20 protein-coding genes and 1 pseudogene are annotated in these 16,110 nt (G+C 66.8%); 18 read left to right on the forward strand and 3 right to left on the reverse strand.

Annotated features, from left to right (window positions below):
* The 3 genes from AB0O71_RS14135 to AB0O71_RS14145 form a co-directional block, all read right to left on the reverse strand.
* Positions 1-191: recombinase family protein (locus AB0O71_RS14135; protein ID WP_363746379.1), on the reverse strand; the 191-nt coding region annotated here is incomplete at its 3' end.
* 223 nt (positions 192-414) lie between these two features.
* Positions 415-765 carry a DsrE family protein gene (locus tag AB0O71_RS14140; RefSeq protein WP_010155362.1) on the reverse strand — a complete coding sequence of 117 codons (351 nt, stop codon included), beginning with the start codon at positions 763-765 and terminating at the stop codon, positions 415-417.
* Positions 765-1,058, reverse strand: coding sequence for a metal-sensitive transcriptional regulator (locus AB0O71_RS14145; RefSeq protein ID WP_010155360.1), 294 nt, complete (start codon positions 1,056-1,058; stop codon positions 765-767). Before AB0O71_RS14145 ends, AB0O71_RS14140 begins: the two co-directional genes overlap by 1 nt.
* A gap of 296 nt (positions 1,059-1,354) precedes the next feature.
* Between AB0O71_RS14145 and trxA the strand changes: the two genes are divergently transcribed.
* From trxA to AB0O71_RS14235, 18 genes and pseudogenes are all read left to right on the forward strand, one after another.
* A complete protein-coding gene (trxA, locus tag AB0O71_RS14150) occupies positions 1,355-1,723 on the forward strand; it encodes a thioredoxin (RefSeq protein WP_010155359.1) in 369 nt (122 codons plus the stop codon).
* A gap of 143 nt (positions 1,724-1,866) precedes the next feature.
* Positions 1,867-3,285, forward strand: a complete 1,419-nt coding sequence (locus AB0O71_RS14155) for an MBL fold metallo-hydrolase (protein ID WP_010155358.1) — start codon at positions 1,867-1,869, stop codon at positions 3,283-3,285.
* 17 nt (positions 3,286-3,302) lie between these two features.
* Positions 3,303-4,079 carry a sulfite exporter TauE/SafE family protein gene (locus AB0O71_RS14160; protein WP_010155357.1) on the forward strand — a complete coding sequence of 259 codons (777 nt, stop codon included), beginning with the start codon at positions 3,303-3,305 and terminating at the stop codon, positions 4,077-4,079.
* 17 nt (positions 4,080-4,096) lie between these two features.
* On the forward strand, positions 4,097-4,618 hold the full coding sequence (locus AB0O71_RS14165; protein ID WP_010155356.1) for a DUF4395 family protein: 522 nt from the start codon (positions 4,097-4,099) through the stop codon (positions 4,616-4,618).
* A 23-nt stretch (positions 4,619-4,641) separates the two neighbouring features.
* Positions 4,642-5,013 carry a rhodanese-like domain-containing protein gene (locus tag AB0O71_RS14170; protein WP_010155355.1) on the forward strand — a complete coding sequence of 124 codons (372 nt, stop codon included), beginning with the start codon at positions 4,642-4,644 and terminating at the stop codon, positions 5,011-5,013.
* A gap of 193 nt (positions 5,014-5,206) precedes the next feature.
* The gene (locus AB0O71_RS14175; RefSeq protein WP_010155354.1) at positions 5,207-5,566 is read left to right on the forward strand and encodes a metalloregulator ArsR/SmtB family transcription factor; all 360 of its coding nucleotides are present in this window, start codon (positions 5,207-5,209) and stop codon (positions 5,564-5,566) included.
* Positions 5,563-6,165 carry a cadmium resistance transporter gene (locus tag AB0O71_RS14180; protein ID WP_053547801.1) on the forward strand — a complete coding sequence of 201 codons (603 nt, stop codon included), beginning with the start codon at positions 5,563-5,565 and terminating at the stop codon, positions 6,163-6,165. The genes AB0O71_RS14175 and AB0O71_RS14180 overlap by 4 nt, the downstream gene beginning before the upstream one ends.
* 256 nt (positions 6,166-6,421) lie before the next feature.
* Positions 6,422-6,523 (forward strand): annotated as a pseudogene (locus AB0O71_RS14185) (recombinase family protein); the annotation flags it as partial.
* 71 nt (positions 6,524-6,594) lie between these two features.
* Positions 6,595-8,649, forward strand: coding sequence for a cation-translocating P-type ATPase (locus tag AB0O71_RS14190; protein ID WP_346057246.1), 2,055 nt, complete (start codon positions 6,595-6,597; stop codon positions 8,647-8,649).
* A 64-nt stretch (positions 8,650-8,713) separates the two neighbouring features.
* The gene (locus AB0O71_RS14195; RefSeq protein WP_010155349.1) at positions 8,714-9,136 is read left to right on the forward strand and encodes a hypothetical protein; all 423 of its coding nucleotides are present in this window, start codon (positions 8,714-8,716) and stop codon (positions 9,134-9,136) included.
* A gap of 460 nt (positions 9,137-9,596) precedes the next feature.
* Entirely contained in the window at positions 9,597-10,352 is a 756-nt protein-coding gene (locus AB0O71_RS14200) for a M23 family metallopeptidase (RefSeq protein ID WP_346057247.1), read from the forward strand.
* A 49-nt stretch (positions 10,353-10,401) separates the two neighbouring features.
* Positions 10,402-11,322 (forward strand): cytochrome c oxidase assembly protein, encoded by a 921-nt coding sequence (locus AB0O71_RS14205; protein WP_346057248.1) that lies wholly within the window; start codon positions 10,402-10,404, stop codon positions 11,320-11,322.
* Positions 11,322-11,699, forward strand: coding sequence for a hypothetical protein (locus AB0O71_RS14210; RefSeq protein ID WP_010155346.1), 378 nt, complete (start codon positions 11,322-11,324; stop codon positions 11,697-11,699). Before AB0O71_RS14205 ends, AB0O71_RS14210 begins: the two co-directional genes overlap by 1 nt.
* A 116-nt stretch (positions 11,700-11,815) precedes the next feature.
* Positions 11,816-12,205, forward strand: coding sequence for a hypothetical protein (locus AB0O71_RS14215; RefSeq protein ID WP_010155345.1), 390 nt, complete (start codon positions 11,816-11,818; stop codon positions 12,203-12,205).
* A gap of 121 nt (positions 12,206-12,326) precedes the next feature.
* Complete coding sequence (locus AB0O71_RS14220) at positions 12,327-12,908, forward strand: TlpA disulfide reductase family protein (protein WP_158053169.1); 582 nt, start codon at positions 12,327-12,329, stop codon at positions 12,906-12,908.
* Positions 12,905-13,669: a cytochrome c biogenesis CcdA family protein gene (locus tag AB0O71_RS14225; protein WP_010155343.1), complete on the forward strand. Its 765-nt coding sequence runs from the start codon at positions 12,905-12,907 to the stop codon at positions 13,667-13,669. The genes AB0O71_RS14220 and AB0O71_RS14225 overlap by 4 nt, the downstream gene beginning before the upstream one ends.
* Positions 13,650-15,371, forward strand: coding sequence for a cytochrome c biogenesis protein ResB (locus tag AB0O71_RS14230; protein ID WP_346057249.1), 1,722 nt, complete (start codon positions 13,650-13,652; stop codon positions 15,369-15,371). The genes AB0O71_RS14225 and AB0O71_RS14230 overlap by 20 nt, the downstream gene beginning before the upstream one ends.
* A complete protein-coding gene (locus tag AB0O71_RS14235) occupies positions 15,368-16,108 on the forward strand; it encodes a thioredoxin domain-containing protein (RefSeq protein ID WP_010155340.1) in 741 nt (246 codons plus the stop codon). The genes AB0O71_RS14230 and AB0O71_RS14235 overlap by 4 nt, the downstream gene beginning before the upstream one ends.
* Positions 16,109-16,110 lie beyond the last annotated feature (2 nt).

Below are 16,110 nucleotides of genomic sequence, written 5' to 3' on the forward strand. Positions count from 1 at the left end.
CCGGCAGCTTTCGCGATCGCCATTCCTTCACGAGTGCGGGCTCGAATAAGATCTGCCTCGAATTCCGCGACCATCCCGAGCACATTGAACAGGAGTCGGCCTACCGGGTCGGCGGGGTCATAGATTGATCCACCCAGGCTGAGTGCGACACCCTTGCGAGTGAGTTCGTCGGCGATGTCTCGGGTGTGAATGACAGCGCTCCGTGGCGGCGTTCTGACGTCGCTATGTGACGTGTCTTCGCAGCTTGGTTCTCGCCAGGCTCAGGTCGGTGCCGGGCGGACTTGCTGCACGGATGCGCATCGGCGGGCACTCCTAAAAGTCTCGCGCGGGACATTTCGCTTTCGGACTGTCAGGCATGGCCAGGGGAGGCTTCGATACCGGCGCGTGCGGATGACGCGACAGGTGCTGGACTCATCACAGTCGCACGTAGGCAGCGCCTGCCCATTGTTGTCGCGCGAGGTAGCCCACGGCCGCAGCCACGGTTGACACCCCGTCGAGCAACGAATCGTCGTCGACGCCTTCTCGGCTCATGCTGTTCTGACACGCCAGCACCTGTACGCCAGCACTGTGGATTGTCGCGACGAGATCGTCTCGGTAGGCACCGCCTGCAATGAGGCCGCGCACTGCACCGCCCTGGACGACGACTTGGACCATCGCATCGGGATCCAGATCGTGGACTGCGTTTCGTGCAACGCGTAACGCGACGGTGAGGACTCCAGCGTCCTCGGCGAGGACGTGGATGACGAGTCCGTTCCGAGTGGTCATCAGGCCAGGGAAAGGAAGAGCTTCTCCAGCTCGTCGGGATTGGTGGCGTTGTCTGCGTCCGGGGTGGTCATGCAGTCGCGAAGAGCGGTGGAAATGACGAGGAAACCGGCCCGATCCAGAGCTTTAGAGACTGCGGAGAGCTGCTGCACGACGTCGCGGCAGTGAGCGTCGTCTTCAACGGCGCCGATCACCGCGGTGAGCTGTCCTTGCGCACGCTTCAGACGGTTGAGCACCTTCCGCTTCGCCTCCTGATCGTGCACCAGCGAATCGGGGCTTTCAGATGCACTGCTCATCAGTGTTTCCTTCCGTCGAGTTGACAACAACTATACCCCCCGGGGTATGGTGTCCATAAGGTTTTAAAGATACCCCCGGGGGTATTGCCGGAAAGGGAGAAAACATGTGTCGAGCTACGAAGTGCCGAACCTGTGGAAAGACGACCTGGGCCGGCTGCGGCCAGCATGTGTCCTCGGTACGCGCGTCGGTGCCCGCGTCGCAGTGGTGCAATGGCAACCACACGCGCGGTGAGGTGCAGGCTGCACAGTCGAAGCAGGGCGGGTTCTTCTCGCGCCTGTTCGGGCGGTGACCGACGATGGCGACCACTGAACTCACGAGCGACACCTTCGCCACGGCGACACAGGGAGACGGGATTGTTCTCGTCGACTTCTGGGCGGCCTGGTGCGGCCCGTGCCGCTCGTTCGCTCCGGTGTTCGAGGCGGCGTCGGAGAAGCACTCCGACATCGTGTTCGCGAAAGTGGACACCGAAGCTGAACCGGAGGTGTCCTCCGCTCACCGCATCACCTCGATCCCGACGCTGATGGTGATCCGCGACGGCGTGCTGGTGTTCAAGCAGCCTGGTGCTTTGCCTGCCCCGCAGCTCGAGCTGCTGATCACCAAGGCCCGCGAGCTGGACATGGATGACGTCCGCCGCCAGATCGCCGCCTCCAAGACGGCTGCCTGATCGTGTGCGCTCAAATCACCTGCCCCTTCTGCGGCAAGCCCACGTGGGCCGGCTGCGGCCAGCACATCGACGATGCCCTCGCCGACGTCCCCGAAGACCAGCGCTGCACCTGCGCGCACTGACCCCCGCGAAAGCAGATCCCCATGCTCCTCGAACGCTTGTATGACGACGACCTCGCGCACGCCAGCTACCTGATCGGCTGCCAGCGGAACGGTGAAGCGATTGTGGTCGATCCCCGCCGCGACGTGCAGGTCTACCTCGACCTCGCCGCGAAGCACGGCATGACCATCACCGCCGTCACCGAAACCCACATCCACGCCGACTACCTCTCCGGCACCCGCGAACTCGCCGCACGCACCGAAGCGACGATGTACGTCTCCGCCGAAGGCGGGCCCGACTGGCAGTACGGTCCCGGATTCGATGACGCCACCCGGATGACGCACGGTCAGCGCATCACCCTCGGCAACATCACCCTCGAAGCAGTGCACACCCCCGGCCACACCCCCGAGCACCTCTCTTTCCTCGTCACCGATGGAGCCGCCACCTCCGACCCGGGCTACTTCCTCAGCGGCGACTTCGTCTTCGTCGGCGACATCGGCCGCCCCGACCTGCTTGATGAAGCCGCCGGCGGCACCGACACCCGCTTCCAGGGCGCACGCGACCTGTTCGCCAGCATCCGCGACCGCTTCCTCACCCTCCCGGACTACGTACAGGTCCTCCCCGCACACGGGTCCGGCTCGGCGTGCGGCAAGGCCCTCGGCGCCGTCCCCACCTCCACGGTGGGATACGAGCGACGCTTCGCCTGGTGGGCGCCGTACCTGTCCGCCGGTGACGAGCAGGGCTTCATCGACTCTCTCCTGGGTGATCAGCCTGACGCGCACGCCTACTTCGCCCGGATGAAGCGGCAGAACCGCACCGGTCCCGCTCTGCTGGGCGAGCTCGCACCGCTGCCGCAGATCGACGCCTCCGACCTGTCCGCCGCGCTGGAGGAAGACAGCGTCATCCTCATCGACACCCGCCACCACTCACAGGTACACCAGGGCACCGTGCCCGGCGCGCTCAACGTTCCCGGCGAAGCGAAAGCCGCCAGCTACGCCGCCTGGGTCTACGACCCTGAAACCGAGACACGCCCCCTCGTCGTTTTGGCAGACTCGACCGATGCGGCCGGGCGGTTCCGCGACCACTTGCTGCGGGTGGGGATCGACACCGTCCACGGCTCCATCGCAACCCTCGACGGACTGCAGCTCATGCAGCCGAAGACCATCGCGCCCACGGACATCGACCAGGTGAAGCACGCCCTCCTGCTCGATGTGCGCAACCGCACCGAATACAACGCCGGACACATCCCCGGTGCCGCCCAACTCTCCGGCGGTCGTGCCCTCTGGCACACCGACGAGCTCCCCGCCTCGGGTGTCATCCTCACCTACTGCCAGAGCGGCGTCCGTAACAGCGTCATCGCCAGCGCGCTTCGCCGAGCCGGTCACGATGTCGTTGAGATCGAAGGCAGCTACCGCGCCTGGCTCGCCGCCACAACGGCGCAGCCCGCCGCGAACGCCGCCTGACCCCTCGAGGAGCCCGAATGACTCTGCCCGTGATCACCGCGATGATTCTCGCAACGGTGGTCGGCGTCTCACTCGGGCTCCTCGGCGGAGGCGGATCCATCCTCGCCGTCCCCGTCTTCACCCTGGTGTTAGGGATGGAAACGCGAGAGGCGATCGCGTCTTCCCTCTTCGTCGTCGCGGTGACCAGCACCATCGCCGTCCTGATGCGCACGAGTACGAGAACCGTGAAATGGGGAGTCGGTGCCGCGTTCGGGGTGACAGGGATGCTCGGCGGACTCGCCGGTGCATCCGTGGGGCGGTTCGTTCCCGACGTTCTCCTCTCCGTCCTTTTCGGCGGCGTCATGATCGTCACGGCACTCGCGATGATCCGCGGTCGTCGTACGCCCGCCTCATCCGAGCGACCCCGAACGCGCAGCTCTCATGTCCTACGCGTCGTGATCATCGGGGTGTCGGTGGGGTTCCTCACCGGGCTGCTCGGGGCGGGTGGAGGTTTCCTCATCGTCCCTGCGCTGCTGATCTTCGGCCTCCCCATCGCCGCGGCCACCAGCACATCACTCCTCGTCATCGCATTGAACTCCACCGCAGGACTCGCCGCACAGGTGTTCACCACCGCGATCCCGTGGGAAACCGTTCTTCCTTTCACAGCCTTCGCCGTCGCCGGCTCCGTCGCCGGGATGCTGCTCGCCAGGAAGTTGTCCGCCCCAGTGCTCCGCAAAAGCTTCGGCTTCTTCGTCCTCGCCGTGGGCGTCGTCATGCTCACAACGACGATCCTGCGCCTCGCACCTCTTCTTTGACCCTCCAGGAATCACTCATGGCCGTCACCCCCGCTGCCGTCCCCCCGCGGGTCGGCGCCCTCATCGAGGGCTACCAGGGGCCTGTCATCGACGAACGTGCGGTCCGGGTCGCGGCCGGTCTTCTGCTGACGCTGGGACTTGTTGCCGCCACCGCCGCACTCGCGTTCGGGACCGCTCGCCCGCTGCAAATGTTCGGGATGTTCTTCTTGCTCGACGTGCTGACTCGCCTCCTCGTCAGTGATCGGTTGTCGATCACCCTGGCGTTGGGACGACTCGCGAGTCGCTCCCACTCCCCGCGCTGGGTCGGCGCCCCACAAAAGGCCTTCGCGTGGTGGCTGGCCGTCGGCATCGCCACCACCTCGTGCATCGCACTGGGCTCCGGCGCCATCCCTCTCCAAGGGGCACTCGCCCTATGCGGTGTCTGCTTCACCCTCCTGGCTCTCGAAGCGATCTTCGGCTGGTGCGCGGGCTGCCACCTCCACCGCCGTCTCAGCCGACACCCCACACATCACTGCGCCGACCGCTCCTGCAACCTCTAACCCCAAACCCCCGAAAGGACCCCATGCGTCGCTTCGCCCTCGTTACAGTCACCGCACTCGTCGCCGCCTTCGCGCTCACGAGTTGCACCGCGCCAACCACCGCCCAACCTGCGGTCAGCTCGGATGCGATCGTCATCGACGTCCGCACACCCGCCGAACACGCCAAAGGGCATCTCGATGGGGCACTCCTGCTCGACGTCACCGCCGGCGAGCTGCAGGCGGCAATCCCTGACCTGGACCCCCATGCCGACTACGTCGTCTACTGCCGTTCAGGTCAACGCGCCGCCGCCGCCGTCGAGCTGATGGAAGAAGCGGGATTCACCCAGGTACGCAACCTCGGCTCGCTCGCAGACGCCGCGGCCGCGACGGGGCTATCGGTCGTTCAGACTGATTGACCATCCTCACCCACGCTCCAGAAGTGGAGGATTGGTGCGCGCCTCAAAAAGTAGTCCATTAATAAGACACGCGGAGCGACATTTGACCCATGGGAGGAGGGGATCAAGGATTTCCGTTCACTTGCACGGCGTCGCGCAGGTCAACTGCGGTGGACTTCCAGATCAGTTCAGTCATTGCTGTATAGTTCAGCGTATGCTGACTATAGATTCTCGTTTGGATGTGATGAACCGGCTGGGGCGGGCGATGGCCGACCCCACCCGGTCGCGTATACTGCTGACCCTGCTTCAGCGCCCGGCCTACCCGGCCGAGCTGGCCCGATACCTGGAGCTGACGCGGCCGAACGTGTCGAACCACCTGGCGTGCCTGCGGGACTGTGGGCTCGCGGTCGCCGTGCCCCAGGGCCGCCAGACCCGGTATGAGATCGCGGATCCGCATCTGAGCCGGGCGCTGACCGCCCTGGTCGAAGTGACCCTCGCGGTCAACGAGAACGCGCCGTGCCTGGACCCGGCCTGCTCGGCGCCGGGATGCTGCAGCACGGGGGTGGAGGCATGATCCTGTCCTCGATCTTGCAGGCAATCGGCCTGTTCATCGCCACGAATATCGACGACATCATCGTGCTCTCGCTGTTCTTCGCCCGCGGCGCGGGCCAGCGCGAGACCACCGCCCGCATCCTGGTCGGCCAGTATCTGGGCTTCGTGGGCATCCTGGGCGCGGCCGTGCTGGTCTCCCTGGGGGCCGGGGCGTTCCTGCCCCCGGAGGTCATCCCGTACTTCGGACTCATCCCCCTGGGCCTGGGCCTGTGGGCCGCCTGGCAGGCCTGGCGTGGGGACGGCGACGACGATGACGACGAGGCCAAGGTCGAAGGCAAGAACGTGGCGGTGTGGACCGTGGCCGGGGTGACCTTCGCCAACGGCGGGGACAACATCGGGGTCTACGTCCCGGTCTTCCTCAGCGTGGGCCCGGGCGCCGTGGTGGCTTACTGCATCGTGTTCCTGGCGCTGGTGGCGGTGCTGGTCGCCCTGGCCAAGTTCGTCGCCACCCGCCGGCCGATCGCCGAGGTCCTGGAGCGCTGGGAACACATCCTGTTCCCCATCGTGCTGATCGGTCTGGGTGCCTTCATTCTGGTCAGCGGCGGGGCCTTCGGCTTCTAACTGCGTCACCGGCCCCGCACGCGGCGCCGGTGACGCAGATCGGCAGCCTCGACCACAAGGAGGTCTCCGACCATGGCCGATGCCGACGTCCTGGTGATCGGCACCGGCCCCAAGTTGCGGACAGCTTCACTTCTGAGCGGACGCCCTGTGCCGCCATTTATCTCAGCAAGAATGCCGCCACATACCTGCAAAAGTCACACAGAAACCGTGTCGTAAACCCATGTATCGCAACGTACGTCTGTAATACACCGAGCATATGGCACTGATCGGTTACGCCCGTGTCTCTACTCGCGAGCAGAACCCTGAAGGTCAGACTGATGTGTTGAGCTCGTCCGGGTGCGAGAAGCTGTTCGTCGATCGTGGCGACTGCACCACCTCCGGCTGCGGCGTCAAGGCCGAAGCCATGCCCATCACCGAGGGGATGGGCCGATGAGCGAGGAGTGCTGCGGTCCCGACGAGTCCAAAACGATCAGACCCAAGCCCGCCGCTCCAGTGCTCGACGGCGATGCGTGCTGCGGCCCCAAACTGCCCCCGGTATTCGCGAAGTCTCAGGAGGAAGAAGGCGAGCATGCGACGCGGCCCCCCTCGTGGCGCGACCCGGCACTGCTGCCCTCCGCCTTCTCCGGCACCGCCCTCGTGATCGGCTACCTCCTCGAGTCGAGCGGCGTAGAGATCCCCGCGCTCGTGCTGCAATGGGTCGCGCTGCTCTTCGGCGCCTACACCTTCGTCCCCAGCACCGTGCGACGCCTGATCCGTGGGCGCGTTGGCGTGGGCCTGCTCATGACGATCGCCGCAATCGGCGCCGTCGCCCTCGGGCACGTCGGTGAAGCTGCGGCGCTCGCTTTCCTCTTCTCCCTTGCCGAGGCGCTCGAAGACCGGGCCATGGATCGCGCCAAGGAAGGCCTGCGCGCCCTACTCTCGCTCATCCCCGACATCGCGCGCATCTCCCGACTGCACGGCGAAGAAACGATCCCCGTCGCGGAACTGCGCGAGCTCGACATCCTCATCATCGGGGCGGGGGAGCGGGTCGCTACCGATGGGATCGTCGTCGACGGCACCTCGAGCATCGACACCTCCGCCGTCACCGGCGAGTCCATCTCCGTCGCGGTGCGCCCGGGCGACGCAGTTCCGGCCGGAGCGATCAACGGTTCCGGCACCCTGCGGATCGAGGCAACCGCCGACGGCCGCGACAACTCGCTCACCCAGATCGTCGCTCTCGTCGAGCAGGCGCACGCCCGGAAGGGGGAGCGTGCCAGACTCGCCGATCGGATCGCCAGGCCGCTTGTACCGACCGTGCTTATCGTCGCCGCGCTCGTGGTCGTCTTCGGTTTCATTGTGGGAGATCCGACCACCTGGATCGAGCGGGCCCTCGTCGTGCTCGTCGCAGCCTCCCCGTGCGCACTCGCGATCGCCGTCCCGGTGACGGTGATCAGTGCGATCGGCTCCGCGTCGAAGTACGGCGTCGTCATCAAGTCCGGGCAGGCCTTCGAACAGCTCGGCACGATCCGCACCGTCGCCCTCGACAAGACCGGTACCCTCACCCGCAATGAGCCGCAGGTCGTCGAGGTTGCCAGCTACGGTTACGCCGAACATGAGGTGCTCGACTTCGCCGCCGCGCTCGAAGTCTCAAGCACCCACCCGCTCGCTGCCGCCATCGTCGCCGCAGCTCCGAACGCGAAGCCAGGGCAAGACGTCGCAGAGGAAGCCGGCCACGGCATCACCGGTGTCGTCGACGGCCGCCGCATCCGCGTCGGCAACACCCGCTGGCTCGACCCGGGCGCGCACCGGGAGGCCGCCTCGCAGCTGGCCGAACGAGGCATGACGGTCGTGGTGGTCGAGGTCGATGGGCAACTCGCTGGGCTCATCGGGATCCGCGATGAGCTTCGCGCGGAGTCGGCCGAGACGATCCGCATGATGCGCGACATGGGCATCACCCCCATCATGCTCACCGGCGACAACGAACGCACCGCCCGCGCACTGGCGGCCGAGGCCGGCATCCAAGACGTCCGTGCCGAGCAGCTCCCCGCAGACAAGGCCGGCGCCATCGGCGCACTCGCGGCTGCGTCGCCGACGGCGATGGTCGGCGACGGCATCAACGATGCCCCCGCGCTCGCGACGGCAACCGTCGGCATCGCGATGGGGGTTAAGGGCTCCGCCGCCGCCATCGAATCCGCCGACGTCGCCTTCACCGGTCACGATCTGCGCTTCATCCCGCAAGCTCTCGCACATGCACGCCGCGGCCGACGCATCATGACGTGGAACATCGGACTCGCCCTGGCCATCATCATCGTGCTCTTCCCCCTGGCGCTCTTCGGCGTGCTCGGCCTAGCCGGGGTCGTACTCGTGCACGAGCTGGCCGAGGTGCTCGTCATCCTCAACGGCATCCGGGCCGCGCGCCGGCCAACAGGTGCGAGGCCCCAGGCCCTGTCGCCGACCGCTACGCCGACGCCGGTCGACACGCCTGAGAACACGCTCGCAAAGTAGCAGTCCTATCTCCCCTTAGGGTTTCGATGCTAAATTGCTACATAACTATGGAGGTGACGAAGTGATGGGTGCACGCTCGGCGGCGCGACGACCGCTGTCTCGGCGTGCGCTCCTCACCCTCGTCTGGGTCGGTGCATTCGTCGTCCTCGGCCTGGCCGGGCTGCGGGCGCACAGCACCGAACTCGCCAGCGTCCCCGTCGTGGCCGAGGGTGCAGCAAGCAGCACCACCGCCTCGGCAGCCCCAGGCGACACGATCGTCGAAGGGGGCGAGCTCGCCGCCCACGGCAGTGTGCAAAGCTGGCACCTCGATCTCCTCACGGTCTGCATGCTCAGCATGCTCGCCACCCTCATGCTGTTCGTCCTCTTCACCCGGCGACCCTGGCTGCAGCAGCGACTCGGCAGGATCCGCGACTGGGCGGTCGCTCTGCCCCGCGCCCCCGCGCGCCCGCAGCCACTGCTGCTACTTCACTCGATCTCTCGCACCTGATCGGTACCGGGAACCCCACGCACGGGTAACCCGCGAAGCTCCGCGCGCCTCGACGAGGTGCCGCATTCTCGCTGAGAGCTTCCCTGGCCCCGTGTGAGCGCTGCCCTCGGCGTGACGCCGTCCGGCACCGCGGATCCTCGAACCTCACGCGGGCGCAGGAGCGCCCCCGATCAGGAGAAAGCACTTTGAACTCCACAGATTCACCGATCGAAGCCAAGCACTTCCTCTTCACCCTTGGCACCCTGGGCGCGAGCATCGTCTGCGCCATCGCCTCGTTCTTCGTCCTCGGAGTCGTCTTTTGAAGCGCCGCCGGTACCCAGAGCAGTCCGCGGAGCCTAAGCGGAGCACTTGGGTCGAACCCGTCGTCTTCGACGACCGGCCGGCCGAAGCCTCGGCACAGCCCCGCCGATCCAAGCATGCAGCCGCTGCTTCGCCATCGGCGCTGCGTCCCCTGATTCCGATGCCGCCCATCGCTAACCCCCTTACCGGAGGGGCGACTGCCCCAGGTGGCGGGGCAGTCGCCCAGGAGAGCCCGGAGCGGCGTCGTCCGAGGCTGCGCAGCTTCATCGTCGGCAGCTCGGCGCTCGCCAGCGTCGCCGTACTCGTCGCAGGCGCCGTCTTCCCGGCGACCACCGCCGCACTCGCCGACAGCCCCGTGCTCGCAAACCGACAACAGGCCTTCGTCACTGGGGACACCATCGACACCCCATCGCTCATCGACGAGATCCAGATCTCCCCGGTCACCATCGCCGCTCCTGACCTCGGATTGAACGGCGGGTCGCTCACTGTCAGCGGTCTCGCCGACACGAAGCTGGAATACCCCTTCGCCCAGGAAGTGCCCCTTACCGATGGCTTCGGGTACCGCCCCGCGCCGGTTGCAGGCTTCCACGACGCGCAGGATATGGGCGCCGCCGGCGGCACCCCGATCCGCATCGTCGGAGACGGTGTGATTACCGAGGCTGGTTGGGCCTCCGACGGGTGCGGCTTCTCGCTGCAAGTCCAGCACCAGGTCGCTGGGCAGAACGTGTTTAGCCGGTACTGCCACATGCAGGCGAACTCTCACTCCTGGCAGGTTGGGCAACCCGTTAAGGGCGGAGACCAAGCCGGGCTCGTGGGCACCACTGGCATGTCCTTCGGGAACCACCTGCACCTGGTGATGCGCGTCGAAGACGAACCTGTCGATCCGCTGCCGTTCATCGCCGCGAACTCGAAGTAGCCCCTCCCCGGCGAGCGATCGCCGGCCTCAGTAAGGACATCCCCTGCCCGTGTATCCCGCGAAGGCCAGCCTCGAGCTCGGCGACCTCTTCCAGTTCGATCTGCTCAGCGTGTCGCCGCTCGCCTGGCTCGCCATCGTCTGCCTCGCCCTATACCTCGCGGGAGCGATCTCCCTATGGATGCGCCGCAAACGATGGGGTATCAGTTCGACGCTTCTGTTCACGTTCGGATGCGTCATATGGTTTGCGGCAACCGGCCTGACCGCGAACGCCTACGCCGAGGAACTCGTCGCGGTGCTGCTCTTTCAGCAGATTACGCTTATGGTCGTCGTGCCCCCGTTCCTGCTCATGGGATCCCCGGGCCGGCTGTTGCTGCGCTCCACCCCGCGCCGCGGGGTCGGGCGCCCCGTGCTGCGCCTGGCCCTCTGCGCCTACCGCTCGCGCACCGCCCGGGTGCTCTTGCACCCGGCCACCGTGATCATCATCGCCGTTCTCGCCTTCCCCACCCTTTACTTCACCGACACGGTGAGCTGGTTCCTCGAGCTCCCGTCCGGGCATCTCATCCTGCTCACCCTGTTCCTTGCCTTCGGTATGATCGGTGCCGCCCCGCTGTGGTCACTCGACCCACTGCCGCGCGCCCCCTCATTCGTCGTGCGCATCGTCGACGTGCTCCTCGAAATCCAGATCCACGCGACCTTTGGACTCATACTGCTGCGCAGCACCGAGCCCATGTTCCGCTGGTACGCCGCCGACCCTGACGCCTGGGGGATCAGCCGCGCCCTCGACCAGGCCATCGCCGGCGGCCTGATCTGGTCGTACGGAGAGCTGCCGCTGATCATCGTGCTCATCGTCACCATCTCCAAATGGCGCACCAGCGATCTGCGGCAAGCGAAACGCCGCGAAGCGCAGGAGGATGCCGAGCTGGACGCCTACAACGCCTACCTCGCTTCTAAGTTCGGAAAGGAGCAGTGATGGCGACCGTCCTCACCTTCGCGCTCACCGGGATGCTCGGCCTGCTCGCCATCTTCCAGATCGCTCTGGCCGCCGGCGCGCCGCTCGGCAAGTTCGCCTGGGGCGGAGAACACACCACCCTCCCGCTCAACCTCCGCTTCGGCGCGATCTCCGCCGTGCTCCGCTACGCCTTCATCGTCTTCATCGCCCTCGATCGCAGCGGCACCATCGCTGTGCTCCCCGAGGAGTTCAGCTTCTGGGTGATGTGGCTCATCGTCGCCCACCTCGGGTTCAGCGTGATCCTCAGCCTGCTCTCCAAGAGCAAGTACGAGAAAATGACGCTCGCCCCCTACACGTTCGCGATGGGTGTGCTCAGCCTGCTCATCGCCCTCCAATAGGCCGCAGCATGGCGTGCGAGTCAGTCCATTCCCATGATCAGCGAGCACCCGCTCGTTACAATCGGGGTGTGTTCCCAGTTTCCCGCAGCGCCCGCACAACGCGGCGACGATTCACGATGAGAGCCGCAACGCTGCTCCTCGCCGCAATCGTCACCGTCGTGGGCCTGTGGGGTGTCTCCCATGCCGATGACGTCGGCCTGTCCACGCCGGCGGCCGCCTCGAGCACGGTCGCTGCCGCCTCCGTCGACGTCGCCGTCGGGCACCTCGTCGACACAGCGGGGGAGGCCGCCGCCAGCGACGGCATCGTGATCGGCGTCGTCACCTGCCTGCTCGGGATCCTCTGCGGCTTCGCCTTGGCGACGCTGATCGTGTTCCTGCTCCGCTGCCGACAGCTGCGCTTCCAGCGCCAGCGACCCCAGCTCGCCCCGATCGCCGCAGCTGCCGCCTTCGACCATCGCGGCCGGCATCGCTTCGGCCTGCACCACCTCAGTCTCCTGCGCATCTAAGCGCTCCTCACGCTGCCCCTTGGGGCAGGAACGGGCCGGCACGTCCGCCGTGCCCGCGACCGCGCGTTGAGGATTGAGGAGAACCGAGAACTTGAGGACGTCCAGAACGACGTACCTGCTGATGACCGCACTCGTGGCGACCGCCGCGATCAGCACCGGGCTGATCGGCTGCACCGCCGCCGAGCCGATGTCGGAACAGTACCAGCAGGGCAGCGAACGAAGCGGCACCTCCGACGGCCGCATCGTCGAGATCCCCGTCGACGAGCGCGGCGCCGCCGTGAGCTTCAGCGGCACCACCGAATACGGTGACCCCGTGTCAAGCGACGACTACGCCGGGCAGGTGTACGTCGTCAACTTCTGGTACGCCGCCTGCGGCCCCTGCATCATCGAAGCCCCCATGCTCGAAGAGGTCTGGCAGAACTACCAGGACGAGGGCGTCGGATTCCTCGGCATCAACATCTACGACCAGCCCGCAACCGCCGTCGCCTTCGCCGAAGAGAACGGCATCACCTACCCCAGCGTGATCGACGTGAACGACGGCCGCGTCAAGCAGGCCTTCGCCGGCGTCACCCCGATCCAAGCCACCCCCACCACGCTCGTGCTCGACCGTGAGGGGCGGGTCACGGCCCGCATCATCGGGCAACTCGAATCGGCCTCCATCCTCGACACGCTCGTCGCCGACGCACTCGCGGAGACCTCATGAGCCCGAGCGATCTCGTCTTCGACGGCGCACTCTGGGCCGGGGTGCTCATCGCCGCTCTCGCCGGCTTCGTCTCCTTCGCCTCCCCGTGCGTGCTCCCACTCGTGCCCGGCTACTTCGGCTACCTCGGCTCCGCCGTCGCCCCCGTCGAACAGAGCACCGCACCCGCAGGCAGCACCACGGCACAGCGCCGGCGCCTGCTCCTCGGCGTGCTCCTGTTCATCGTCGGGTTCTCCGTCGTGTTCGTCACCGTCACCGTGCTCGGCGGCGTCTTCGGCCAAGTCTTCCTCTCCTACGCCGACATCGCCACCCGCATCCTCGGCGTCGTGGTGATCGTCATGGGCCTCGCCTTCGTCGGCGTCTTCCGCAAGATGCAGCGCACCGTCCGCCCCCGCTTCCGAGCACGCCTGGGACTCGCCGGAGCCCCGCTACTCGGCCTCGCCCTCGGCATCGGCTGGACGCCGTGCATCGGGCCGACCCTCGCCGCGATCATCTCCGTCTCGTGGAACCTCGGCGATCCCATCCGTGCGGGGCTGCTCGGCGTCGCCTACTCGCTCGGCCTCGGCATCCCGTTCCTGCTGCTCGCCCTCGGGCTCGGCTGGGCGACCCGCTCGATGTCGTTCCTGCGCCGCCACATCCGCACCATCAACATCGCCGGCGGCGTCGTGCTCGTCCTGCTCGGCCTGCTCATGGTGAGCGGGCTCTGGACACGTCTCATGTCCTCCCTGCAGGGGGTGATGGCGAATGTCCAACTCCCGCTCTGACAACGACACCCTCCCCGCACGCCCGAGCGATCACGTCGACTCCACCGAACGCGGCGGAGGCGAGGTCGGGCTCGGCTGGCGGGGCTGGCTGCGCTGGGCATGGCGGCAGCTCACGAGCATGCGCACCGCCCTCATCCTGCTCCTGCTCATGGCGATCGCCGCGATCCCCGGTTCGCTCTTCCCACAGCGCCAGGCCGACCCCAACGGCGTCGTCAAGTACTTCGACGACAACCCCGAGCTCGCCCCCACCATCGACACGCTGCAGCTGTTCGACGTCTACAGCTCGGCCTGGTTCTCGGCCATCTACCTGCTGCTGTTCGTCTCCCTCATCGGCTGCATCATCCCGAGGATCAAGCATCATGCGAAAGCGCTCCGTGCGCCGGCGCCGAAGACCCCGGCGCGGCTGCAGCGCATGGTCGGCTATTCCTCGAGCGAACTGCAGATCGTCGCAGGCCGCACCTCCGAGGCCGACGTCGCCCAAGCCGTCGCGATCGCCGAGAGCGAGCTGCGCCATCGCGGATACCGCACCGCACGCTACGACACCCCGAGCTCCTGGTCGGTCTCCGCTGAACGCGGCTACCTGCGCGAAACCGGCAACCTCGTCTTCCACTCCGCACTCGTCGGGATCCTCGTCACCGTGCTCCTGAGCACCGGCCTCAACTACACCGGCGACCGGGTCATCGTGCAAGGCACCACCTTCGTGAACAGCGAGAGCGCCTACTCCTCATTCTCGCCAGGCCGAAACTTCGACCGGAGCTCGCTCACCCCCTACGCGCTGAGCCTCGACGGATTCGACGTCGAGTACGTCGATCCGGGGCTGCCCGGCGCGGGGCAGGCGGGCAACTTCGCCGCACACCTCTCCATCCGCGAGCCCGGCGACGACGACAGCCGGGCCGAGACAGTGCGGGTGAACTCACCGATCGAGGTGAACGGCGACCGCATCTACCTCCTCGGCAACGGCTACGCGCCGATGATCACGATCCGCAACGCCGCCGGCGACGTCGTCTACCAGGAGCCCCAGCCGTTCCTCCCGCAGGACTCCGCAATGACCTCGCTCGGCGTCATCAAAGTCCCCGACGGGCTCCCCGAGCAGGTGGGGCTCATAGGCTTCCTGTACCCGACGCAGAGCACGCTGGACACCGGCGCCTACTACTCGGTATTCCCCGATCTCTACAACCCGATGATGACGTTCAACGTGTTCACGGGCGACCTCGGCATCGACGACGGCACCCCGCGCTCGGTGTACCAGCTCGACACCGAGTCGATGACCCAGATCACCGGCGGCGACACCGGCGTCGACTCGATCGAGCTCACCCCGGGCGACACCGCTGACCTCCCGAACGGGATGGGCACCATCACCTTCGAGGATCTCACCGTCACCGAAGGCGCTGAGGAGCCGATCAAGCGCTTCGTCTCCCTGCAGATCCAACGCGACACCGGCGCCACCTGGGTGCTCATCTTCTCCATCCTCGCCACCGTCGGCCTCATCACCGGCCTGCTCATACCGCGCCGCCGACTCTGGGTGAAGGCCACCCTCACCGACCCGGTCGTCGGCGAACGCAAGGTCAAGATCGAGTACGCAGGCCTCGCCCGTGGCGAGGATCCCGCCCTCGAACGCTCCATCGAGCAGTTCCGCACCAGCCACCTCTCGGCCATCGCCGAGCAACTACCGTCACCACACTTCAAGAAGGGAACCCCATGAACCGGCCCCCGCACACCGTGCAGAAACCGACCAAGAAACTGAGCACCTCGCAGAAAGCGGCGCTCATCGCGATCCCCGCCGTGCTGCTCATCGCGCTCATCCTGATCCTCATCTCGGTGCTCAACCGTCCCGAAGTCCAGGCACCCGGCGAGTCGTCGAACGGTAGCGGGACGGGCGGCGGAACCCCCACGCAGAGCGACGTGCCGCTCGTGCAGGAGAACTCGCACGTCCTCGACGACGCCGGCGAGGGCGCGCCGGTGCTCGTCGAGTTCCTCGACTTCGAATGCGAAGCCTGCGGCGCCGTCTACCCGGTGATCGAGGAAATCCGTAAGCAGTACGACGGCCAGATCACCTACGTCCCCCGCTACTTCATCACCAACCACGCGAACTCGATGAACGCCGCCATCGCGGTCGAGGCCGCGTCACAGCAGGGCAAGTTCGAGGAGATGTACCAGAAGCTCTTCGAATCGCAGCCCGAATGGGCGGAGCAGCAGACCTCCCAGGCCGACAAGATCCGCAACTACGCCGAGGAGCTCGGGCTCGACATGGCCGCCTTCGATGCGGCCGTCGCCGATCCTGCGACCCAGGCGAGGGTCGAAGAGGATCACAACGCGGGCATGGCACTCGGCGTGCGCGGCACCCCGACGTTCTTCCTGAACGGCGAGCTGCTGCAGCCGCAGTCCGTCACCGACATCACCGACGCCCTCGACGCGGCGATCGCGGAGAGCAAGGAGTAGCC

Source organism: Leucobacter sp. NPDC077196 (assembly GCF_040687075.1).
GTDB lineage: Bacteria > Actinomycetota > Actinomycetes > Actinomycetales > Microbacteriaceae > Leucobacter.